22 protein-coding genes and 1 pseudogene are annotated in these 21413 nt (G+C 67.5%); 13 read left to right on the top strand and 10 right to left on the bottom strand.

Annotated features, from left to right (window positions below):
- Positions 1 to 34: 34 nt before the first annotated feature.
- Positions 35 to 691, top strand: coding sequence for a TetR/AcrR family transcriptional regulator (locus BN4332_RS14665; RefSeq protein ID WP_096866903.1), 657 nt, complete (start codon positions 35 to 37; stop codon positions 689 to 691).
- A 9-nt stretch (positions 692 to 700) separates the two neighbouring features.
- Here BN4332_RS14665 and BN4332_RS14660 read toward each other — a convergent pair whose 3' ends face one another.
- Entirely contained in the window at positions 701 to 1636 is a 936-nt protein-coding gene (locus BN4332_RS14660; RefSeq protein ID WP_066899104.1) for an SDR family oxidoreductase, read from the bottom strand.
- Between the two features lie 87 nt (positions 1637 to 1723).
- Here BN4332_RS14660 and BN4332_RS14655 point away from each other — a divergent pair, with 87 nt between their 5' ends.
- Entirely contained in the window at positions 1724 to 2557 is an 834-nt protein-coding gene (locus BN4332_RS14655) for a helix-turn-helix transcriptional regulator (protein ID WP_066899151.1), read from the top strand.
- A gap of 34 nt (positions 2558 to 2591) precedes the next feature.
- Here BN4332_RS14655 and BN4332_RS14650 read toward each other — a convergent pair whose 3' ends face one another.
- On the bottom strand, positions 2592 to 3404 hold the full coding sequence (locus BN4332_RS14650) for an enoyl-CoA hydratase/isomerase family protein (protein WP_066899149.1): 813 nt from the start codon (positions 3402 to 3404) through the stop codon (positions 2592 to 2594).
- A 598-nt stretch (positions 3405 to 4002) separates the two neighbouring features.
- Here BN4332_RS14650 and BN4332_RS14645 point away from each other — a divergent pair.
- The 5 genes from BN4332_RS14645 to BN4332_RS14625 are packed head-to-tail and all read left to right on the top strand — an operon-like array spanning position 4003 to position 7519.
- Positions 4003 to 4278: a hypothetical protein gene (locus BN4332_RS14645; RefSeq protein WP_066899103.1), complete on the top strand. Its 276-nt coding sequence runs from the start codon at positions 4003 to 4005 to the stop codon at positions 4276 to 4278.
- Entirely contained in the window at positions 4275 to 4829 is a 555-nt protein-coding gene (locus BN4332_RS14640) for a hypothetical protein (protein ID WP_066899102.1), read from the top strand. Before BN4332_RS14645 ends, BN4332_RS14640 begins: the two co-directional genes overlap by 4 nt.
- A gap of 25 nt (positions 4830 to 4854) precedes the next feature.
- Entirely contained in the window at positions 4855 to 5622 is a 768-nt protein-coding gene (gene modA / locus BN4332_RS14635; protein WP_066899101.1) for a molybdate ABC transporter substrate-binding protein, read from the top strand.
- A gap of 32 nt (positions 5623 to 5654) precedes the next feature.
- Positions 5655 to 6656 (top strand): acetyltransferase Pat, encoded by a 1002-nt coding sequence (gene pat, locus BN4332_RS14630; protein WP_066899100.1) that lies wholly within the window; start codon positions 5655 to 5657, stop codon positions 6654 to 6656.
- Positions 6653 to 7519, top strand: a complete 867-nt coding sequence (locus tag BN4332_RS14625; protein ID WP_200820303.1) for a shikimate 5-dehydrogenase — start codon at positions 6653 to 6655, stop codon at positions 7517 to 7519. The genes pat and BN4332_RS14625 overlap by 4 nt, the downstream gene beginning before the upstream one ends.
- On the opposite strand, the gene lpqN is transcribed toward BN4332_RS14625, so the two are convergent.
- Both lpqN and BN4332_RS14615 read right to left on the bottom strand, forming a co-directional pair.
- Positions 7509 to 8213: an envelope biogenesis lipoprotein LpqN gene (lpqN, locus tag BN4332_RS14620; RefSeq protein ID WP_066899099.1), complete on the bottom strand. Its 705-nt coding sequence runs from the start codon at positions 8211 to 8213 to the stop codon at positions 7509 to 7511. The two genes, BN4332_RS14625 and lpqN, sit on opposite strands and share 11 nt — an antisense overlap.
- Positions 8214 to 8368: 155 nt before the next feature.
- A complete protein-coding gene (locus BN4332_RS14615) occupies positions 8369 to 8620 on the bottom strand; it encodes a hypothetical protein (RefSeq protein WP_235654097.1) in 252 nt (83 codons plus the stop codon).
- Positions 8621 to 8881: 261 nt separating this feature from the next.
- Here BN4332_RS14615 and BN4332_RS33245 point away from each other — a divergent pair.
- A pseudogene (locus BN4332_RS33245) lies at positions 8882 to 8995 on the top strand (DUF5642 family protein); the annotation flags it as partial.
- Between the two features lie 48 nt (positions 8996 to 9043).
- Positions 9044 to 9718, top strand: coding sequence for a DUF5642 family protein (locus tag BN4332_RS14605; protein ID WP_066899097.1), 675 nt, complete (start codon positions 9044 to 9046; stop codon positions 9716 to 9718).
- 4 nt (positions 9719 to 9722) lie between these two features.
- Here the strand turns inward: BN4332_RS14605 and BN4332_RS14600 are convergent, their stop codons facing one another.
- Together BN4332_RS14600 and soxR are read right to left on the bottom strand one after the other, a co-directional pair.
- Positions 9723 to 10319: an alpha-ketoglutarate-dependent dioxygenase AlkB gene (locus BN4332_RS14600; protein WP_066899096.1), complete on the bottom strand. Its 597-nt coding sequence runs from the start codon at positions 10317 to 10319 to the stop codon at positions 9723 to 9725.
- Between the two features lie 34 nt (positions 10320 to 10353).
- The gene (gene soxR / locus BN4332_RS14595; RefSeq protein ID WP_066899095.1) at positions 10354 to 10785 is read right to left on the bottom strand and encodes a redox-sensitive transcriptional activator SoxR; all 432 of its coding nucleotides are present in this window, start codon (positions 10783 to 10785) and stop codon (positions 10354 to 10356) included.
- Between the two features lie 33 nt (positions 10786 to 10818).
- Here soxR and arcA point away from each other — a divergent pair, with 33 nt between their 5' ends.
- A complete protein-coding gene (arcA, locus tag BN4332_RS14590; protein ID WP_066899094.1) occupies positions 10819 to 12027 on the top strand; it encodes an arginine deiminase in 1209 nt (402 codons plus the stop codon).
- 79 nt (positions 12028 to 12106) lie between these two features.
- Here arcA and BN4332_RS14585 read toward each other — a convergent pair whose 3' ends face one another.
- Positions 12107 to 12946: a type IV toxin-antitoxin system AbiEi family antitoxin gene (locus BN4332_RS14585; protein WP_066899093.1), complete on the bottom strand. Its 840-nt coding sequence runs from the start codon at positions 12944 to 12946 to the stop codon at positions 12107 to 12109.
- Between the two features lie 99 nt (positions 12947 to 13045).
- Positions 13046 to 14596 (bottom strand): dolichyl-phosphate-mannose--protein mannosyltransferase, encoded by a 1551-nt coding sequence (locus BN4332_RS14580; RefSeq protein WP_066899092.1) that lies wholly within the window; start codon positions 14594 to 14596, stop codon positions 13046 to 13048.
- A 24-nt stretch (positions 14597 to 14620) separates the two neighbouring features.
- On the opposite strand from BN4332_RS14580, the gene rsmI reads away from it, so the two are divergent.
- Positions 14621 to 15457 carry a 16S rRNA (cytidine(1402)-2'-O)-methyltransferase gene (gene rsmI / locus BN4332_RS14575; protein ID WP_066899091.1) on the top strand — a complete coding sequence of 279 codons (837 nt, stop codon included), beginning with the start codon at positions 14621 to 14623 and terminating at the stop codon, positions 15455 to 15457.
- Here rsmI and BN4332_RS14570 read toward each other — a convergent pair.
- Entirely contained in the window at positions 15427 to 16671 is a 1245-nt protein-coding gene (locus BN4332_RS14570; protein WP_066899090.1) for an aminodeoxychorismate synthase component I, read from the bottom strand. The two genes, rsmI and BN4332_RS14570, sit on opposite strands and share 31 nt — an antisense overlap.
- 196 nt (positions 16672 to 16867) lie before the next feature.
- On the opposite strand from BN4332_RS14570, the gene BN4332_RS14565 reads away from it, so the two are divergent.
- Positions 16868 to 18172, top strand: coding sequence for an MFS transporter (locus tag BN4332_RS14565; RefSeq protein WP_066899089.1), 1305 nt, complete (start codon positions 16868 to 16870; stop codon positions 18170 to 18172).
- Positions 18169 to 19821 (top strand): amidohydrolase, encoded by a 1653-nt coding sequence (locus BN4332_RS14560; RefSeq protein ID WP_066899088.1) that lies wholly within the window; start codon positions 18169 to 18171, stop codon positions 19819 to 19821. The genes BN4332_RS14565 and BN4332_RS14560 overlap by 4 nt, the downstream gene beginning before the upstream one ends.
- A gap of 20 nt (positions 19822 to 19841) precedes the next feature.
- On the opposite strand, the gene BN4332_RS14555 is transcribed toward BN4332_RS14560, so the two are convergent.
- The gene (locus BN4332_RS14555) at positions 19842 to 21368 is read right to left on the bottom strand and encodes a PucR family transcriptional regulator (protein ID WP_066899087.1); all 1527 of its coding nucleotides are present in this window, start codon (positions 21366 to 21368) and stop codon (positions 19842 to 19844) included.
- Between the last annotated feature and the right edge of the window lie 45 nt (positions 21369 to 21413).

The raw sequence follows: 21413 nt of genomic DNA, 5'->3' as shown, positions 1-21413 counted from the left end.
ATCTGGTACGAAACCGTGCCAGAATGTGCCGGTGGTGTCAACGACCGATCGCACCTATGGCGGACAATCGGCGGACGCGCGCCGGCGGCAGCGGCGCGTGCGTCTGCTCGATGCCGCCATGGATGCGATGGCGCGCAACGAATGGCGGGGCGCCACCGTCGAGAAGCTCTGTGCGGCCGCCGCTCTCAACAAGCGCTACTTCTACGAGAGCTTCACCGATCTGGACGCGCTGTCCGCCGCCGTGGTCGATGCCATCGCCGAGGATGTGCGCAGCGCGACCGTCGCCGCCGCGGAGGCGACGGCCCAGGAGCCGTTGGAGGCCCGGGCCATGGCCAGTGTGGCGGCCGCGGTCCGGGTCCTCGTCGACGACCCGCGGCGCGCACGCGTGCTGCTCGGTGGCGTCGCGGCCTCACCGGAGCTGCATGCGCACCGCACCACGGTCATGCACCGGCTCACCGCCGTACTCATCGATCACGGACGCGCGGTGCACGGCGTCGAGTTGGAGAAGGACCCGCTGGCCAAGGTGGCACCGGCGTTCATCGTCGGCGGCACCGCCGACGCCATCCTCGAATTCGTCAACGGAGGCGTCGATTTGTCCATCGACGAGTTCATCGCCCAACTCGCCACCCTCTGGTTGATCACCGGCAATGGTGCGGCACAGCTGGCCCGCGGGCGGATCGCTTCGTCCTAGTGCGCGGCTTCACGGGAAGGTGACACCCGTGAGTTCCTCGGACACCGTCCACAGGCGCGCCGCGTTGTCGTTGTCGCGCAGCGGTTTCCAGAGTTTCTGCTCCCCGGGCGGTCCGCCGAGATGCCCCGGCCACTGCGGCCCGTAGAACGCGCCGTCCCGGGCCTGGGCCGACGTCGCGGCCAGCACTGCGGGCAGTTGCGCGCTGTCCACGGTTCCCACGATGAGGCCCCGCGCGGAGAACCAGCGGATCAGGCGCACGCCCACGGTGTCGCTGGCCCGTCCGACTTCCGGGCGCGCCGCCAGCAGGCTGGTGGGTGCGACGCCGGGATGCGAGATATTGCTGGTGATTCCCCAGCCCGCGGCCATGCTGCGACGGCTGAGCTCAAGGCCGAACAGACCAGTCGCAATCTTGGACTGCCGGTAAGCGGCCATGCCGTCGTAGCTGTGCTCCCAGCTCAGGTCGTTCCAGTTGATGGCGCCGCTGCGGGCGGCGACGCTGGTCTGAGACGTCACGCGCGCGCGGCCGGCCCGCAGCAGAGGCAGCAGCTGGGCGGTGAGCGCGAAGTGGCCCAGATGGTTCGTGCCGAACTGCAGCTCGAACCCGTCGTTGCTGGTCTGCCGGTCAGGCGGGGTCATCACCCCGGCGTTGTTGACCAGCACGTGAATGGGAGCGCCCTCGGCGCACAGTTTCTGACCGAGCGCTGCCACCGAGGCCAGCGAGGACAGATCGAGTTCCTCCAGCACCAGCTTCGCGTGCGGATGCTGCTCGCGGATCTTGGCGACGGCCGCCTGGCCCTTGCTCGGGTTCCGGACCGGCATGACCACTTCGGCGCCGGCACCGGCGAGCCGTGTCGCGATACCGAGTCCGATGCCGTCGCTCGCGCCGGTCACCACCGCCCGGCGTCCGGACAGGTCGTCGATCGTGATGTCGTCATCATGTGCCATGTGTTCGAGCGTGCCCACCTGGCTGCGTCGTATCCACGGTCTGACGATCCGTGGCTGAGCGATCCGGCCCGGGAGAAAATGGCGGGCATGATCGATCGAGCCGGCCTGGCGGAATTCCTCGCCCGCCGTCGCGGGGCCTTACAGCCCGAGGACGTCGGACTGCCGCGCGGACAACGTCGCCGAACGAGCGGACTGCGGCGCGAGGAAGTCGCCGCGTTGTGCCACATGTCGACCGACTACTACTCGCGGCTCGAACAGGAACGCGGTCCGCACCCTTCTGAACAGATGATCGCATCGATCGCCCAAGGGTTGCACTTGTCTCTCGACGAGCGTGACCACCTGTTCCGCTTGGCCGGGCATCAACCGCCGGTACGGGGCTCGAGCAGCGACCACGTCAGCCCCGGAATGCTGCGAATCTTCGACCGGCTCACCGACACCCCGGCCGAGATCGTCACCGAGTTGGGGGAGACGCTGCGGCAGACCCCACTCGGTGTCGCGCTCGTCGGAGACCTGTGCCGATACACCGGCCCGGCGCGCAGCATCGGGTACCGCTGGTTCACCGACCCCGCGGCGCGGAACATCTACCCGCGCGAAGACCACGAGTTCTATTCGCGGATGTACGTTTCCGGGCTTCGAGGAGTGCTCGCGCTGCGTGGCCCGGACTCCAAGGCCGCTCGATACGCCGACCTGCTGGCCGCCGAAAGCCGAGAGTTCAGGCTCCTGTGGGACCAACACGAGGTCGGTATCAGGCCGCGACAGATCAAGCGCTATCAGCACCCGGAGGTGGGGAGCCTGGAACTCAACTGCCAGATCCTGCTGGACCCCGAGCAGTCCCACTCCCTTCTGGTCTACACCGCGGCGCCGGGCAGCGAGAGTTACGAGAAGTTGCAGCTGCTCTCGGTGATCGGCGCGCCGACATGACCGCCCGGTCCACCCGCGGTGCGGACCCCGAGCGTCAGTCGGCCTGCGCGGACGGGAAACGCGGCGTGCGCTTTTCGCGCAGCGCGGTGTACCCCTCCACCACGTCGGGCCCCAGGAAGGTCAGCATCTCGTAGGCGGCGGATTGGTCGAAGATCGGGCCGGCGTTGCGCAGCCAGTTGTTCAACGCGCGTTTCGTCAGCCGGATCGCCTGCTGTGCCCCGGTCGCCAGGTTGTCGGCGATACGTAGCGCCTCATCCAGAACCTCCTCGCGCGGAAGGGCTTTGGCCACCATCCCGATCCGCTCGGCCTCGACGCCGTCGATCATCTCGCCGGTCATCAAGTAGTACTTGGCCTTCGCCGTCCCGGCCAGCAGCGGCCAGATGATGGCGGCGTGATCGCCTGCGGCCACCCCGAGCTTCACGTGCCCGTCCCCGATGCGGGCATCCTCGGCGATGATGGCGATATCTGCGAGGAGGGCGGCCACCGCACCGGCTCCCACTGCGACGCCGTTGATCGCGGACACGATCGGCTTGTCGCAATTGACCATGTTGTAGACCAGGTCGCTCATCTCGGTGAGCATGTGGGACACCCGGTCGTAGTCGCCGGCCATCCGCTCGACCATGGCGAGATCGCCGCCGGCGCTGAAGGCCTTGCCGGCACCGGTGATCACCGCAACCCGGGTCTGCGGATCGGCCGCGACGTCCTTCCAGATGGTGGCCAGCTCGGTGTGCATGCCCTCATCGGCGGCGTTGTACTTTTCCGGCCGGTCCAGCGTGATCAGCAGGACGCCGTTGTCGCGGCGAGTCAGGGTCAGTTGCCGGTAGTCAGAAAAATTCGTCTGGGGCATGACGTCCATACCACCGTAGATCGCGGCCGTGGCGTGGCGAGTTCCGAGGAATCGGCCACCCCGAAGGGCTCGCGCCGGGGGAGTGAAACCATCCGCGCTCGCGCGGGCACGGCAAAGATCGCCGACATTGCCAGATTCGCGAGCCCGGTGCGGAGGTCCGGAGGGAGGGCATTCGCCGGCGCGCGAGTCGCGTCCTCGCCTCCGCCGTGTCGGCGCCGCACAAGATCACCGGGCCCCGGAGCGACCCTGGCGGTGTTTGCCCTGGACTGACCGGCCGCGGACGGTCTGATTCGCTTCCCGCGTCGATCGGCGATGGACCGAACGGGGCGATCCCGATCCGTTGCGTGGCGAAATCTGAGAACGTTGTAAACGCTGCGTTGCCTGTCGGCTCAGACGGTGCCAGCACGATTACTGGCCAAGTCCACAGTGTCAGTGGAGGCTTGACTATGGCCGGTTGATGTCCGGATGGTGGCCGACAGGCGTCGGAAGGGGTCTTGGTCGATGCCAGTTGGCAGTGGCATACTTGCTCCGCCGCCTGGGCTCACCTCAGCCAAATCGGTTAGCCCAGGGGAGCAGATGGGCCAGTTGGGGGATTGCTGTGGCAAACGATCTGAGAGTGGACCCGGGGGCGCTGCGTGCGGGGGCCACCAGCAGCGAGATGATCGCTGCCGAGTTGGGCGCGTCATTGGTCGAGCCCGACGTCGGGAACTATCCGAGTTGCACCGGAGTCGCGGCGATGGACGCCGCGGTGACCACGGTGCGAGCCACCCAGTCGAGTCGCGTCAGCGCGCAGGCAGGAGATCTGTCAGCGGCCGCTCTGCAATATGACGCGGCCGACGAACACACCGCTGGAGGCCTGGCGGAGTTGATGTGAAGGACGTAGCCGCCACCGGTCCATCAGGTGGAGCGCTGACCCGTACCCAGCTAGAAAGTTGGGACACAACATATCTCGCGGATGCTGCGGCGCGCTGGAGGCAACTGGCTGCGGAGTCCGAGGAACTGTTCGAATGGCATCGGCAGAACATCTTCGCTCCCGGCGGTGCCGAATGGTCCGGAACCGCAGGCGAGGCGGCGGGGGACCGGGTCAGCGCCGACGCCATGGTGGTGCGCAAGCAGGGCGACATCCAGCGTGAGGCCTCCGAGATCGCCGAGAACGGCTGCCGGGACATCCGGCTGGCCGTCGGGCAGGTGCTCGATGCCATCGCCGCGGCCGAGAACGACGGCTTCCACGTGACCGAGGACCTCATGGTGCGCGACACCCGCCGTATCGACGTATCCACCATGGCGGTGCGATACACGGCGTCCCGCGAACATGCCGAGGACATCCGTTGGTACTGCGAGCGACTCATGCAGGCGGAGATCTACCTCGGCCAGCGGCTCGAAGGGAAGGCGCTCGAGCTTGCGGACGTCCGGTTCTCGCTCTGAGTCCGAGTGCGGCAAGCTCTGGGGCATGACTCGGAGCATGGTGGCTTGTTGTGCGGTGGCTGCGGCCGCCCTGATCAGTGGTTGCACGAGCGCGTCGGACACCCCATCGGATCCGGCTGCTGGTTCGATCACGGTGTTCGCCGCGGCCTCGCTGAAATCGGTGTTCACCGAGATCGGCGAGCAGTTCGAAACCGACAATCCGGGGACGGCGGTCGAGTTCTCGTTCGCCGGCTCCTCGGACCTGGTCACCCAGCTGAGCCAGGGAGCCGACGCCGACGTATTCGCCTCCGCCGACACCCGGAACATGGACAAGGCGGTCGCGGCGGGCCTCGTCGAAGGTGGACCGGTCAACTTCGCCACCAACACTCTGACCATCGCCGTTGCGCCGGGAAACCCCAAGGGCATCAAGTCTTTTGCCGACCTCGCCAAGCCGGGCACCAGCGTGGTGGTGTGCGCCCCGCCGGTGCCGTGCGGCGGTGCCACCGAGAAGATCGAAAAGGCCACCGGGGTGACGTTGTCCCCGGTGAGTGAGGAGACCTCGGTCACCGATGTGCTGGGCAAGGTGACCAGCGGACAGGCCGACGCCGGCGTGGTGTACGTCACCGACGCCGCGGGCGCCGGGGACAAGGTGACCAGCGTGCCGTTCCCCGAGGCTGACCAGGCCGTCAACACCTATCCCATCGCGGTGCTCGAACAGTCGGCGCACTCCGAGCTCGCGCACCGCTTCGTCGACCTGGTCACCGGTGAGGCCGGCCAAAAAGCGCTCGCCAAGGCGGGTTTCGCCAAGCCCTGACCGCACCCGCGGTGGCGTCGTAGCCTGGGGGCGTGGCCGAGCTGACCGAGATCAGTGCCGACGACCTGGCGGCGCTGGAGTTCTTCGCCGGCTGCCGGGCGTCCGTACTGGTGCCGTTGACCACCCTGCTGCGGCCGCTGTCCGCCGCGGTGGGTCAGGTGCTGATCCGCCAGGGCGACCCGGCGCTGACGTTCATGCTGATCGCCTCGGGCAAGACGCAGGTGGTCCATGACGGGCCTGACGGCCAGGCCGTGGTGGCCGATCTCGAACCCGGCCTGATCATCGGGGAGATCGCGCTCCTGCGCGATGCCCACCGCACCGCCACGGTGACGGCCGTCGAGCCGGTGACAGGGTGGGTCGGCGACCGCCAGGCCTTCGAGGTCATCCTGCACCTACCCGGGATGTTCGACCGGCTGGTGCGCATCGCCCGGCAGCGGTTGGCGGCCTTCATCACTCCCATCCCGGTGCAGGTGCGCAACGACGACTGGTTCTATCTGCGACCCGTCCTGCCCGGCGATGTCGAGCGCACCATGAACGGGCCCGTCGAATTCTCCAGCGAAACCCTCTACCGGCGTTTCCAATCCGTACGCAAGCCCACCAAGGCCCTGCTCGAGTACCTCTTCGAGGTCGACTACGCCGATCACTTCGTCTGGGTGATGACCGAGGGTGCCTTGGGGCCGGTGGTCGCCGATGCCCGAGTCGTCCGCGAGGGTCACGATGCCACGACGGCGGAGGTGGCCTTCACCGTCGGTGACGACTATCAGGGCCGCGGCATCGGCACCTTTCTGATGGACGCCTTGGTGGTATCGGCGAATTACCTTGGCATCGAGCGTTTTACCGCGCGGGTGTTGAGTGACAACTACGCCATGCGGAGGATCATGGACCGGCTCGGGGCGGTGTGGCAACGTGAGGATCTCGGCGTCGTCATCACCGAGGTGCCGGTGCCCGCCGACAGCACGCTGGCGCTGGCGCCTGAGCTGACCGCGCGCATCAAAGATGCGACCCGACAAGTGATCCGGGCGGTGAGCCAGTGAGTCTGCCGCCGCTGACCGCCGGTGGCCGGAGGCCGCCATTGACCAAGGACACCACGGTCTGCATCTCGCTGGCCGCTCGGCCGAGCAACATCGGCACCCGGTTCCACAACTATCTCTACGAGGAGCTGGGCCTGGATTTCCTCTACAAGGCCTTCACCACAACGGATATCGCGGCGGCGATCGGTGGCGTGCGGGCGTTGGGTATCCGGGGTTGTTCGGTGTCGATGCCGTTCAAGAAGGCCGTCATGTCCCTCGTCGACGAGGTCGAACCGTCGGCCAGGGCGATCGACGCGGTCAACACCATCGTCAACGACCTGTCGGAGCCGGGCGGTCGGCTTGTCGCGTCCAACACCGACTATCTGGCCGTGCAACAACTCGTCGAGCAGCTGGACTGCGAGGGTCCGGTACTGCTGCGTGGCAGCGGCGGCATGGCCAATGCCGTTGGTGCCGCATTGCGGGACAAGGGCTTTCGCGACGGGACCATCGTCGCCCGCAATCCCGAAACCGGGCGCGCATTGGCCGACCGGCTGGGCTACGGCTATGCGCCGGAGGTCGGAACGCTCACCGCGCCCATCCTGGTCAACGTCACCCCGATCGGGATGGCCGGCGGGCCCGACGAACACCACAGCGCGTTCGAACCTCCGACTGTCGAGGCGGCCGCCGCGGTGATGGACGTCGTGGCCATGCCGGCCGAAACCCCGCTGATCACCGCGGCCAGGGCCGCCGGCCTGCCGGTCATCACCGGCGCGGAGGTGATCGCCCTGCAGGCCGCCGAGCAGTTCGAGCGTTACACCGGTGTGCGGCCGACAGCCGAGCAGGTGGCCGCGGCGTCGGCCTACTCGCGGCAGCCGGCTACGGGGTGATGACCGTCTGCTCGTCGATGACCGACGTGGCGTCCATCAGTACACCCATCTGATCCTCGGTGCCATCGGCGTTGAGCTGCAAGACGAACAGCCCGTCGGCGCCGGGAATCACCACGGTCTTCTGCGCGATCAACCGCGTCGCGCCGTCCTTGACGTAGGTGCCACCGATCTGGAATGCCTCGAACCCGCTCAGCTCGTCGGCGGAGCCGTCGCCCTGATTCTCGTAACCCGGCAGGTTCCTGATCTCGTTCGGCGCGTACTCCAGGATCTTGGCCGGGTCCACGTCGCCGGTCAGCTTGGACATCAGCGCGATGATCGACGGCGGATCTTCGGCATATTGTGGATCGGTGGAAACGATTGCGCCCCAGGCCCATTCCGGTGCCGAATCGGTGGCGTCCGCCCAGCCGGGAGGAACCGGCAGGTCCAGGCTCGGGGTGCCCGGATCGCCGCGGTGCACCGGGGTCTCGGTGATGCCGTTGTCACGGATGTAGTCGACGATGGTGTAGTGCTTTCCGGATGCCGGGGTGCTCGGCTCGTCGGTCTTGCTCGGTGCGGCGTTGGGCTCGCTGCTCTCGGCCGCGCCGGGAGCTTCGGTTGCCGTGCCCTCGACGGTCTTTCCGCCGCAGCCGGCGAGCATGACCCCCAGTGCCACGGCGACGGCGGCGAATCCGCCGGCCCTCAGGGAGATGGTCATGGGTCTCCAATCGGTGGGACGCCCCGGCGAGGCGCAACTGGTTTGCACGATATCGGTCATTGCGGTCGACCGACGGATGAACATGCAGTTCCAGAAGGCACTCTCTTGCGGAGTGAAGTGATCGGCGCATTGCCGAACCACACGAATGTCGGTCGTCAGCAGTTCGCGGAGAGGTGCACCGTCCGATCGGGGGCCTGTGCCGGGCGCACCGATGCGATGGTGCAGCGATCCAGCGGTTTCGTGCCGGCCCGGTAGATCACGACGGCGAAGCCCTGATTCTCCAGCTCGTTCACCGCGTCCTGCGCTGATCCGATCCCTGACGGCGCCGCCGGCGCCACGGCGGGGAAACCGAGAGTGAGCGCCGACAACGCACCTCCGGTCAACATCGCCCCCGTCAATCCGTGCACCTGCCCCACCCCTTGTGCTCTCCGGCGTTCCAACTGTGGCAACCAGCTCGGCGGCGATTAAATTCCGCTGTATCGCAACACTTGTCGCGCCGTTCGCGCCGAAAAATGCGTTGACAGGCGGGCCGGTGCCCGTCCTCGACAGCAAATCTGGGCTGTGGTATCAACACGCCGTGCGTCTTTTCGCCGTCGCGACGGTTCTCGTGTGCACGGCGGCCTGCGGGCCGCGACCGGCACCGGACCCCGCGCCGGCGTCGNTCCGGCGGATACCACGTGTTCATCACCGTCATCACCGATCCCGGGTCGCCCGAGCCGGCGCTCGATTCTGCCTTCACCGCCGACCTGCTGGTGAAAACGGTTTCGGCGTTACGCGGCTGAGCCCGGCCTGCCGGGTAAGTCGGCGGGCCCCAGGTATGTTAACCAGCGATGTGGAACCGCAACGTCTTACTCGCCACCGCGGGCGTTCTCGCCTGCACCGCCGGATTGGTCGCATGCGGTCAATCGGACCAGGCGGAGTCCGCTACCGCGGACATCGCCAACGTCAGCAAGGTGCGTTCCAGCTTCGGGCCGGAGTTCAAGGTGACCGATGTCGCCCCGAGCGGCATCGACCCGAAAATGCTGGCGCCGCAAAAGATGCCGCCCGGAGTGAAGATCGAGCCCGCCGACTGCGCGAAGTTCGCCGAAGGGCAGTCCTTGCCGGAGGGCCTGAAGGGGAACATGGCCGCCACCTCGGCCGAGGGTGCGGGTAACCGGTTCATCGTGATGGCCGTCGAGACGTCCGAATCGATCCCGCTGAACGACCCGGGTGATGCGTGTAAACAGGTGAAATTCCTGGGCCCGGGCGTGCGCGGGCAGGTGGACGTGGTGGAGGCGCCGCAGATCGAGGGCGCGCGGACGACCGGAACGCATCGGATCGTCCAGACCGTGGTGGGCGGGCAGCCGCGCACCGGGGAGTTGTACAACTTCGTCGCCAGCTTCGACACGTTCATGGTGATCGTGACGGCCAACCCGTTGGTGGTGCCGGGCAAGCCGGTCGCGAAGGTGGACGACAAGCGGGCCAGGGAGTTGCTCACCACCGCGGTGGCCAGCGTAAGAGGCTAGCTTCTCAGCGCACGTCGTGCGGGCGGAACTGGATGCTGATCCGCGGGCCGACCAGACTGGTGGTCTTCGGGATCGAATGCTCCCAGGTGCGCTGGCACGAGCCGCCCATCACCAGCAGATCCCCATGCCGGTGCTGCAGCCGCAGCGCGTGACCGCCGCCGCGCGGGCGGAGCGCGAAAACCCTTGTGGCGCCGAGCCCGACGATGGCCACCATGGTGTCCTGGGTGCGGCTACGGCCGATCGTGTCGCCGTGCCAGGCGACACTGTCGTTGCCGTCGCGGTAGAGGCACAGGCCTGCCGTGGTGAAGGGCTCGCCGAGCTCGCCGCCATAGGTGTCGTTGAGCCTGCGGCGGATCTGTTTGAGCCGGGGATGCGGCACCGGCTCGTTGAGCAGGTGGTGAAAACTCACCAGGCGCGGCACGGCGACCACCCGGTCGTACATCTCACGCTCTTCGGAACGCCACGGAATCGTGTCCATCAACTCTTCGAACAACGAGTCGGCGTCGGGCAACCAGCCCGAGCGCAGCTCGACCCAGGCGTCGTTGCCGAGTCGACGACGTTCAGCGTGCTCGAAGAGTGAGCCTTGCAACGCCAGCTCCATGCGCGCGAGTGTATCGCACAAGCGTTCGATTGCGTTAGAGGCGGGAGGCCCCCGGCCCCTGCTCGGCGAGGACGTCGCCGGGGTTGGTCAACTGGCAGGTTTTCAGGCTCAGGCAGCCGCACCCGATGCAACCGGTCAGGTTGTCGCGCAAGCGTTGTAGATGCAGGATGCGGTCATCGAGGTCTTGACGCCACCCGGCCGACAGTTTGGCCCAGTCCTTGCTGGTCGGAATCCGGTCGGAGGGCAGCGTGGCCAGCGCCTCACGAATCCGGGCGAGCGGGATACCCAGCCGCTGCGACATCCGGATGAACGCCACTCGGCGCAGCGTCTCCCGCGCATAGCGGCGCTGATTGCCCGAGGTGCGGCGGCTGACGATGAGCCCTTCGCGCTCGTAGAAGTGCAGGGCCGACACCGCCACGCCGCTGCGCAGCGACATCTCACCAGGGCTCAGCTCGTGCGTCTCCATACACCTCAACCATAGTTGAGTTAACGTCATGGGGTGGAAACTGGGGCGTTCGGTTCCAACTCAGAGGTCGGCACACTGCGCGCCGTGATTCTGCACCGGCCGGGACCGGAGCTGCAGCGGCTGACCCCGCGCAACAACGATGCCTTGCTGTTCGATGGCCTGCCGTGGGTGGCCAAGGCGCAACGCGAGCACGACGCCTTCGCCGCCCTGTTGCGCGCCCGCGGGGTGGAGGTGCTGCTGCTCGCCGATCTGCTGACCGAGGCGCTGGCCCACAGCGGTGCCGCTCGCATGCACGGCATCTCCGCGGCCGTCGACGCGCGTCGTCTCGGTGCGCCTCTGGCCCACGAGCTTTCGGCGTACCTGCGCACACTGCCGCCGGTGGATCTCGCGCACATCCTGATGGCCGGGATGACCTTCAACGAGGTGCCCTTTCACGGCGCCGAGCTGTCACTGGTCCGGCTCATGCACCACGGCGGGGATTTCGTCATCGACCCGCTGCCCAATCTGTTGTTCACCCGCGACTCGTCGTTCTGGATCGGGCCGCGCGTGGCCATCACGTCGCTGGCCCTGCCCGCACGAGTGCGCGAGACGTCGCTGACCGACCTCATCTACGCCCACCATCCGCGGTTCCTCGGCGTGCGGCGGGCCTACGAATCTCGGTCGGCGCCCGTCGAGGGCGGTGATGTGCTGCTGCTCGCGCCCGGCGTGGTGGCCGTCGGGGTGGGGGAGCGCACGACGCCGGCCGGTGCCGAAGCCTTGGCGCGCAGCCTGTTCGACGACGATCTGGCCCACACCGTGCTCGCGGTGCCGATCCGCCAGGAGCGTGCCCAGATGCACCTGGACACCGTGTGCACGATGGTCGACGTCGACGCGGTGGTGATGTACCCCAACATCGTGGACTCGTTGTCGGCGTTCACTATTCACCGCACGGAAGGTGAGATCCGCATCGACGACGAGGCGCCGTTCGTGCAGGCCGCCGCCGACGCGATGGGCATCGAACGGTTGCGGGTGATCGACACCGGGCTCGACCCGGTGACCGCCGAGCGTGAGCAATGGGATGACGGCAACAACACCCTGGCCCTGGCGCCCGGTGTGGTGGTGGCCTACGAACGCAATTCGGAAACCAATGCGCGGCTGGCCGATTCGGGGATCGAAGTGCTGTCGATCGAGGCGTCGGAGCTGGGTACCGGCCGAGGCGGGCCACGGTGCATGTCCTGCCCGGCGGCGCGGGACCCGGTGTAAGTCTTTCCGCCGGCCGTGCCCGCCGCGCCGGCCGCGCCGTTTCGTTGAGATTGCGTACAGGGCTGTGGGTCGGGCGATTTCACGACCCTGTGCGCAATCTCAACGCCTCGCGGGCACGATGCAGGATGAAGGCCGTGCTGTGCTCGACCACCACGTGGATGTCGATCCACTTCTGCCGCGCGATCAGCTCGTTGCGGCCGATGTCATGCACATATCGCGGACGGTCGGTGGCGTGGTGTTTGCCGTCGTAGTCGAGGCCCACCATGGCGTCGTCGTAGCCCATGTCGATGAATGCCTCGTTGAAGCCGTCGGTCACCCGGATCTGGGTGCGCGGGCGCGGTAGACCGCCATCGATGAGTACGAGACGAAGCCACGATTCTTGCGGTGATTGTGCACCGGAGTCCATCAGGTCCAGGGCGATCTCTGCTCGACGTAGACCACGGGCTCTCGGGAGGCGATCGCCGAGGTGAAGGGCATCGGCGGCCTTGACGTCAGTGGCCCGCGCGAGCGCGTCGAGGCTTTGAACGGCCAGGTCCCGGTGCAGATGTCGAGCCAGGTCCAGTGCCGTCCGAGGCGGCGTCGTCACCGGAAGGCCGGCTGTGACGGTGATCTCGTCGGCCTCTATCCGCTCATTCCGGACGACGATGCCATCCGGTGGGCGGCCGTTGCGCCAGATCATCTCGATCGGAGTGGTGTTGGGAACCCACAGTGCTCCATGCAGAGCTGCCGCCGCGCGTCCGGCCATCACCCCGTTGCGGCCTGACCACAGCCAGGCCCCGATGATTCTGTGCCGCAGCGACAGCCTCGCCGACTTCGGGACGTACACGTCGGGAAATATCGCCCGGTAATTCCACCGCAGATGACTACGCGTCAGCGCGCCACGCTTGAGCGCTTCGCTGCCGATGAAGACCTCTCGCATGCCGTGATGTTGGGATGCGTGTCCGACAAGAAGCGCCGTCGATGATGAGATTGCGCTCTGGGCTGTGGATAACCGAAACGCACGACCCTGTGCGCAATCTCACCGCCACGACGGCAGCCAGATCTCCAGATTCCAGGTCGACTGGGAGATCGGGATGCCCGTCAGAATCGGGTAGAGCCACGCGAAGTTCGCGATCACCAGTGCCACGTAGAAGCACACCGCCAGCAGCCCCAATGTTCGGCGTTCGGGGTTCTGCCGGGGTTGGTACAGGATGTCGCCGAGGATCAGCGCGATCGCCAGCACCAGGAACGGCGCCATCACCGTGGCGTAGAAGAAGTACATCTGCCGGTCGATGTCGGCGAACCACGGCAGGAAGCCGGCCGAATAACCCACCAGCACCACGCCGTAGCGCCAGTCCCGGCGCACCACGGCCCGCCACAGGGCCCAGCCGAGCACCGGCACCGCGATGAACCACATCGCCGGAGTGCCCACCAGCATCACGGCTTTGACGCAGGACTGGGCACCGCAGCCGGCCACGTCCTGGTTGTCGATCGCATAGAGCACCGGCCGCAGCGACATCGGCCAGGTCCACGGTTTGGATTCCCACGGGTGGTGATTGCCGTCGGCGTTGGTCAGCCCGGAATGGAAGCGGTAGGCCGCATAGGTGTAGTGCCAGAGCGAGCGCACGGCATCGGGCAGCGGGATGATGCTGTTCTCGCCGATGGACTGGCCGACCTCGTGCCGGTCCACCCCCGTCTCGGAGGCGAACCACGGGGCGTAGGACGCCAGGTACACCGCGAACGGGATCAGCCCGAGGGCGTACACCGCAGGCCCCACATCCCGGCGCAGCATGCCCCGCCACGGCTGCGGCGCGTGGTACTGCTTGCGTGCCACCGCATCGAGCACGAGCGTCATCACCCCGAAGAACACCACGAAGTACAGGCCGGACCACTTCGTCGCGCAGGCCAGACCGAGCAGCACGCCCGCGCCGAACCGCCACCAGCGCACGCCCAGCCGCGGACCCCAGGGCGTCTCGGCGATCCGCCCCTCCATGAACACGTTGTGCATGCGCCGGCGGACGTCGTCGCGGTCCACCATCAAGCACGCGAAGGCCGCCACCACGAAGGTCACCAGGAACACGTCGAGCAGGGCCGTGCGGGCCGAGACGAAGCTGACGCCGTCGGCGATCAGCAGCAGCCCGGCGATTCCGCCGACCAGGGTGGACCGGCTGATCCGGCGGGCGATCCGCACCACCAGCATCACGATCAGCACGCCGCACAGCGCCCCGGAGAAACGCCAGCCCAGCCCGTTGTAGCCGAACAGTGCCTCGCCGATCGCGATGAGCTGCTTGCCCACCGGCGGGTGGACCACCAGCCCGTAGCCGGGGTTGTCCTCGACGCCGTGGTTGTGCAGCAGCTGCCAGGCCTGCGGCGCGTAGTGCTTCTCGTCGAACACCGGCGTGCCGGCATCGGTCGGGGAACCCAGGTTCAGGAACCGGCTGATCGCGGCCAATGCCGTGATGATGGCCGTCATGGCCCAGCCCTGCAGCCGGTCCGTCGGGCCGAAATCGGAGGCCGGGATCAGCGGCGCGGGGCTGATCAACGGGACCGAGCGACCAGCCGTCGGCGATTCGGTGGCAGGGGCGGTCACGCAAGCGATCGTAGGCTGTCGGTCGTGACACCCGGCAAACTACTGATCGGCGCCACGCCGTTGGGTCGGCCCTCGGATGCCTCTGCGCGTCTCATCGAGGCACTCACCGCGGCCGACATCGTGGCGGCCGAGGACACCCGCCGGGTACGCGCGTTGGCCCAGTCGCTCGGCGTGCAACCGACCGGCCGGATCATGAGTTTCTTCGACCAGAACGAGGCCAGCCGTGTGCCCGGTCTGGTCGACGAGATCGCCGCGGGTGCGACGGTGCTGGTGGTCAGCGACGCCGGCATGCCCTTGATCAATGACCCCGGCTACCGCCTGGTGGCGGCCTGCGCGGAGGCGGATCTGCCGGTGACGTGTCTGCCGGGCCCGTCGGCGGTCACCACGGCCCTGGCCGTCTCCGGCCTGGCCTCGGACCGGTTCTGCTTCGAGGGCTTCGCCCCGCGCAAACATGCCGCCCGGCTGGCCTGGCTGCAGACCCTGACCGCGGAGCCACGCACCACGGTGTTCTTCGAGTCGCCGCGCCGGCTGGCCGAGACGCTGCGCGACGCCGTCGAGGTGCTGGGACCCGCCCGGCGCGCCGTGGTCTGCCGTGAGCTCACCAAGACGCACGAGGAGATCCGCCGCGGCAGCCTGGCCGAGCTGGCCGAGTGGGCCGCCGACGGTGTGCTGGGGGAGATCACCGTGGTGCTCGCCGGGGGCACCCCGACCGTCGAACTGCCGGACCTCGTCGCCGAGGTCGAAGAGCTGGTGGCCGACGGAGCCCGGGTCAAGGACGCCTGCGCCCAGGTGATCGCCGCGCATCCGGGGGCGCCGTCGCGGCGTGAGCTCTACGACGCCGTGCTGCGCGCCCGGGGCTGAGGTTCGGACGAGGCCACAATGCTCGATGCTTTGTGCAGGCACTCCTCCCATTCGGCGTCGACGTCGGAATCGGCGGTGATGCCGCCGCCCACACCGAGGACTGCCGACCCGTCGGCGCCGAACTCCACGGTGCGGATCGCCACGTTGAGCTCGCAGCCCGCCACGGGCGACGCCAAACCGATTGTGCCGCAATACACTCCGCGCCGTGTGGGCTCCCACTGACGTAGCAGTTGCCTGGCCCGGCGCTTGGGGGTGCCGGTCACCGATGCGGGCGGGAAGGTCGCGTCGAGCAGCGCGGCCGTCGGCAGGTCATCGGGCACCTCGGCGGTGACCGTCGAGACCAGATGCCACACGCCCGGTGCGGGACGCACCGTGAGCAGCTCGGGCACCGTCACGCTGCCCGTCGTCGCCACCCGGCCCAGGTCGTTACGCACCAGGTCGACGATCATCACGTTCTCCGCGACATCCTTGACCGACGCCAACAGGCCGGCCGGATCCGCCGAGCTGGGCAATGTGCCCTTGATGGGGCTGGACGCCACCGCTGTGCCGGCGCGGCGCAAGAACAGCTCCGGGGACAGTGAGGCCACCGCGCCCCAATCGCCGGCCAGGTACGCAGCCCGTGCCGGGGCGGTGCGGGCCACCGCGTCGGTGAAGAAGTCGATCGGTTCTCCCTCGATCCGCCCGGTGAATCGGGTGCACACGCAGGCCTGGTACACCTCGCCGGCCGCGATGGCGTCCAGGCAGGCCAGCACTCCGCGGCGGTGATCCTCGCGATCAGGCGGCGTCCATGCCAGGGTGTAGCTGCCCGACGCGGCCGGCCCGAGAGTGCCGAACCATGCGGGAAGCGCTGCGCCACTGAGACTCTCGAACCACCAGATGCCCTCGCCATCCTGGCGCAGCACGCAGTCCGACCAGCCGCCGGCGGCCACCGGGATACGGGGCGGGGCACCGTCGGCGCCTGGATCCGGATAGCAGAGGTACCCGAACCAGCCCCCGCCGACGGCTGCAGAGTCGACGTTGCCAGACGTCCACGGAAAGGCGGAGTCGGTGCTCACCGCGGCCGCATTGACCGATGGCGCGATGATCGCGCGCGATCCGAACCACTCACCGATCAGCGCTGCGGGTGGCGGCAGGCCGGCGCGGGCGGCGGCGGCCGCGACAGTCCGAAGCACCCCGGGGGCATCACCCAGGTCACCGAGCCGATCGATCCGCACCGACCTAGCTTGCTGCGTGGCGTGAGCAGAAGCAAAGCACGGTACTCCGCGCTGTCGCGGTTGGCCTTTTGTCGATTCATCGGCCAGATGATGGACAGATGTCCTGTTGTGTACGCCACAGTGGCTTCCTAACGTGATCGCACGCACCGCAAGTGGGCGGTGAGCTCCGACGGACTTTCGTTCAGTAAGGAAGCGCATGGCGACAGATTCGGCCCCGACCGAGCGGCCAAGGCGGGCTGCGCTCGCCGCCCTCGCAGGCACCAGTATCGAGTGGTACGACTTCTTCATCTACGCGACGGCGGCCGCGTTGGTTTTCCGCGAAGTGTTCTTCCCGCCGGACATGGATCCCCTTCTCGGTACCATTGTTGCTTTTGGCACAACATCTTTCGGCTATCTGGGGCGCCCGCTCGGCGCCTTCGTCTTCGGGCACTTCGGCGACCGCTACGGGCGCAAGCCAGTGCTCATCGCGACGCTGCTGTTGATGGGCGGTGGAACGGTGGGAATCGGCTTGCTCCCGTCGTACGCGGCTGTCGGTGCGGTCGCCCCGTTGCTGTTGATCATTCTTCGGTTGCTGCAGGGCGTCGCGATGGGCGGCGAATGGGGCGGCGCGGCACTGCTGGCGATCGAGCATGCCCCGCCCGGCCGTCGCTCGTTCTTCGGATCGTTCGCCCAACTGGGATCGTCGGTCGGTGCCACGTTGTCGGCGGCGGTGTTCGCGGTGTCCGAACACGTGGGCGACGGTCTGGCCGCAGGATCGTGGCGGATTCCGTTCCTGTTGTCGTCCGTGCTCGTCGTCATCGGGCTCATCGTGCGGCTTGTGGTCGGTGAGTCCCCGGAGTTCGCCAGGGCCCGTGACGCCCAAGAACTTTCGTCGACGCCCGTCCGGGAGGTGTTCCGCTCACCGCGGCCGCTGCTGATCGGCATCGGCGCGATGCTGGTTGCGACCGGCGGTTACTACGTCACCTCGTCGTTCTTCCTGTCGTATGCGTCCGAGCAAGCCGGTGTCGCGGTGGATCTTCTGCTCAACGGCCTGATCATCGCCGGGATCTTCGAGATGATGTTCGTCCCGTTCGCCGGTTGGCTGGGGGACCGGTGGAAGCCGCAGTACGTGGTCGTGGTCGGGCTGCTTGGGATCGCGGTCATCGCTGTCCCGCTGTACCTGCTCGCTCACACCGGGTCGTTCCTCATCATCACGGTGATGCTGGCGGTGACGGCACTGTTCACCGGATTCAACTACGGACCGATTGCCGCGGTGCTAGCCGAGATCTTCCCGGTCCGAGTGCGCTACACGGGGACATCGCTCGCGTACCAGGGGGCAGCGCTGACCTCGGGCGCGCTCACCCCGATCGTGTTGCCCACGCTGCTGGGCATGTCGGCCGGGTCGCCGGTGCTCATCTTCGCCTACCTCATCGTGCTGTGCGGGGTCGCGGCGGGATGCGTGCTGGCGACACGTCAGCTGGTGCGTAACCCGGTCCCCGCTGCCCCGGAGGTTGTGTCATGACGGTCGGCCTCGACGAAGTGCTGGTCCTGGGCGGCGTGATCCGCCCGTTCGCCGACGGCCGATCCGTACCGGCGATGCTCATCCGGGGTGACCGGATCGTCGCAGTGGGCACTGAGGACGATTGCCGGGCACATGCGCTGGGGCAGCCTGGTGTCGTCGATGCCACCGGCGTGACGGTGCTCCCGGGGTTCGTCGACGCGCATTGCCATCCGTTGATGTACGGGCAGTTCTCGTCCTGGGTGGACTGTGGGTGGGATGCCGCTCCCACCATCGGCGACGTGGTCGCAGCGCTTGCCGCGTCAGCGCGCCGCCGTCCGGGCGCGGTGCGCGGCAAAGGTTTTCACCACGGGAACGTGGCGGAGCAACGCATGCTCACCCGACAGGATCTCGACCGGGTGGCCGACGATCGCGAAGTCCTGGTGTTCCACTCGAGCGGACACGGTGCCATCGTCAACAGCTGGACGATGCGCGAAATGGGTGTCGACACCCACACTCCTGATCCACCGGGTGGACATTTCGGCAGGGAAGCCGACGGTTCGCCGGACGGCACCGTGTGGGATGCCGCAGCTGATTGGCTCACCGGCCGGCGCGGGGTGAAGATCACCAACAACGGGCCGAACTTTCACCTACCCGACGATGCCACCGCGCTGGACGTTCAACTGCTGGCCGCACAGACCGATCTGCACGCGCAAGGCATCACGACCGTCGTCGACGCGCAGGTGACCAGCCGTGAACTCGGCGCCTACCTGCGCGCGAAAGCAGCTGGTGCGCTGACGATGCGGGCCGAGATGCTGATGATCTCCAGCCTGATCGACCAGCTGGAGGCACTCGGCATCTGTGGCCGCTTCGGCGATGACCGGCTCGCGATCGCGGGCGTCAAGCTGTATGCCGACGGTGCACTCACCGCCGGGACCGCCCGGTTCTCCGCGCCGTACTGCTGCAGTACCGATGATTTCGGCTATCTCTACCATCCGAACGGGGAGCTGGCGGAGCTGATCAGCCGGGTCACGGAACTCGGGCTACAGGCGTGCACGCACGCACAGGGTGACGCCGCCATCCAGGTGGTGCTAGATGCCCACGCAGGCCTACCCGCACCCACCACACCTGACAAACGCCACCGGATCGAACACTTCGGGGCACCAACCGCCGAACAGGTCCGTCAGTGCCGCGAGCTTGACCTGTGGCCGATCACCCAGCCGCAGTACCTGCTTCGCTACGGCGATGAACTGATCGCCGCCCTCGGCCACCGCGCGCAGCGCATCAGCCCGCTCGGGGAGATCAGAGACATGGGTGTGCCGGTAGTGCTCTCCTCGGATGCCCCGGTGTGTCCGCCATATCCTCTGGAGGCCGTGTCCGCGGCGGTGCGGCGACGGACCTTGTCGGGCCGGCGTCTCGGCACCGACGAGCAGTGTCTGACCGTCGAACAGGCTCTACGGGGACACACCTTCGGGGCGGCCGCCTCGGTTCATCGTGAACGGTTCATCGGTTCGCTGGAGCCGGGGAAATTCGCCGATTTCGTGGCGCTCAGCGGCGACCCGCTGTGCGTAGCAGTCGACGAAATCGGCGGCATCGCAGTCGAGATGACGTGGGTCGGCGGACAGCGAGTTTTCGACCGTAACGGCTCAGCCGACGAAGGGCGCGTTGCCTGACCGAACCGACGGCAGAGGGCTCAGTCTTCGGTCATGAGCTGCACCGCCACCCACAGCTCGAGGCGGTCCCGCAGGACATCCAGGTCGAGATTGAGCAGCCGTCCAGTCAGCTGGATCCGGTTGCGCAGCGTATGGCGGTGAATGCCGAGTTCGCGAGCCGTTGTATCCCAGGCGCATTCGTTGTTCACCCAGACGCGCGCGGTGGTGAGCAGATCGGAACCCTTCTCCGCGTCATGCTCGTGGAGCACCCGCAGGATGCCACGGGCCACCGTGCCTGCGTGTTCGCGTCGCAGCAACCCGAGTACACCGCGGTCGAGGAACTCCTGGAATGTCACATTCGGCTGCCCGGTTTCGACGGCGTGGCGCAGTGCGCGTTCGGCTTCGGCCACCCCGCGTGGCAGGGTGTCGACCGACGCTGCTGTAGATGCCCCGATGGGAATGCCGTGTTGGGTGAGCAGTTGGAGCAGCTCGTCGGGAGGTGTCGCCTCAGCCAACACCACGATGCGGTCCTCGCGTTGAGTGAAGAAGACCCGGCCGCGGTGTTCGGCTGCCTCACGCTCGAGCGCGTCCAACAGAAAGTCGCTGCTGTCCGGCTTCGGCGTGACGATGACCGTCAGGGGAGCCCTCGGCAGCCCGCCCCATACCGACGTCGCGGTGCGGGTGGCCAATTCTCGGTCGCCCCTCAGCAACTGCTCGAACAGGCCCGCTCGCAGATGGTGATGTGCCATGTCCAGTGCTCGGGTCTGTGTGAGCGCGAGGCCAGCCAAGGCGATCACGCTGTTGACAAGGTCGGTCGCCGCTGGGTCCGGCCAGTCCAGGCCGCCGAGGGCCAGCACGCCATCCAGTCGTTTGCCGTGGCCGATGGTCTGCAACATGAATTCTCGCCTACCGATCATGACATGGGACGCCGAGCGGGTTCCACGCTCCAGCGCACTCCGTACAGCATCGCGAAACATGTTGTCCTGTTGGATGTTCGCTCCATCGGTAGGTGCACGGATGCACGTCCCGACGGCATCGAACAGCAGTGCCGAACAGTTCAGTTGCTTCTCCAGCTCGGCCAGAATCGACGTCAGGCCGTCAGGGCGCATGGCGGCCCTGGCAATCGCCCGTTGCGCGTCCAGAGACCATCGGATACGGGCTGTCTGCTCGCGGGCCAGCTCGTCGGCGACGAAGCGGGAGAACGCCAGAAACGGTGTGAGGTCGGTGATCAAGAACAGCGGCAGTCCGTGGCGGCGACACGCTTCCTCCAGTTCGGCCGGCAGTTCGGAGTGGATCAGCGATGTGCCGAAACCCAGCCCGGCGATCCCGTGCTCGGACAGCCGTGCCACGTAGCTGTCGTAGATGTTCCGGTCATGAGGCTGCTTCTGGAACTGGGTGCCATCGGTCAACAAAAGATGGCCGTCGTCGAGGAACGGCGTTGGATCGGCCAACTCTGAACTGTGTACCCACCGCAGTGGTTCGTCGATCGAAGGTCCTTCTGTGCCGCCGACGACCAGCCGCGTGCTGCCGTTCCATTGGTTCAGCAGAGAGCGGATGGTGACGGGCACGATGTGACAGTACGACGTCCCGCCTCCGGCGGGAGCATGCGCAGG

This window comes from Mycolicibacterium houstonense (genome assembly GCF_900078665.2).
GTDB classification, from domain to species: domain Bacteria; phylum Actinomycetota; class Actinomycetes; order Mycobacteriales; family Mycobacteriaceae; genus Mycobacterium; species Mycobacterium houstonense.
The sequence above is the reverse complement of the archived record's forward strand: the minus strand, read 5'-3'. Positions and strand labels throughout refer to the sequence as shown.

Coding starts and splice junctions, on each gene's coding strand:
- BN4332_RS14660 (WP_066899104.1), bottom strand. CDS start 1,636: ATGGCACATGATGACGACATCACGATCGACGACCTGTCCGGACGCCGG.
- BN4332_RS14655 (WP_066899151.1), top strand. CDS start 1,724: ATGATCGATCGAGCCGGCCTGGCGGAATTCCTCGCCCGCCGTCGCGGG.
- BN4332_RS14650 (WP_066899149.1), bottom strand. CDS start 3,404: ATGCCCCAGACGAATTTTTCTGACTACCGGCAACTGACCCTGACTCGC.
- modA (WP_066899101.1), top strand. CDS start 4,855: ATGACTCGGAGCATGGTGGCTTGTTGTGCGGTGGCTGCGGCCGCCCTG.
- lpqN (WP_066899099.1), bottom strand. CDS start 8,213: ATGACCATCTCCCTGAGGGCCGGCGGATTCGCCGCCGTCGCCGTGGCA.
- BN4332_RS14605 (WP_066899097.1), top strand. CDS start 9,044: ATGTGGAACCGCAACGTCTTACTCGCCACCGCGGGCGTTCTCGCCTGC.
- BN4332_RS14600 (WP_066899096.1), bottom strand. CDS start 10,319: ATGGAGCTGGCGTTGCAAGGCTCACTCTTCGAGCACGCTGAACGTCGT.
- soxR (WP_066899095.1), bottom strand. CDS start 10,785: ATGGAGACGCACGAGCTGAGCCCTGGTGAGATGTCGCTGCGCAGCGGC.
- BN4332_RS14585 (WP_066899093.1), bottom strand. CDS start 12,946: ATGCGAGAGGTCTTCATCGGCAGCGAAGCGCTCAAGCGTGGCGCGCTG.
- BN4332_RS14565 (WP_066899089.1), top strand. CDS start 16,868: ATGGCGACAGATTCGGCCCCGACCGAGCGGCCAAGGCGGGCTGCGCTC.
- BN4332_RS14560 (WP_066899088.1), top strand. CDS start 18,169: ATGACGGTCGGCCTCGACGAAGTGCTGGTCCTGGGCGGCGTGATCCGC.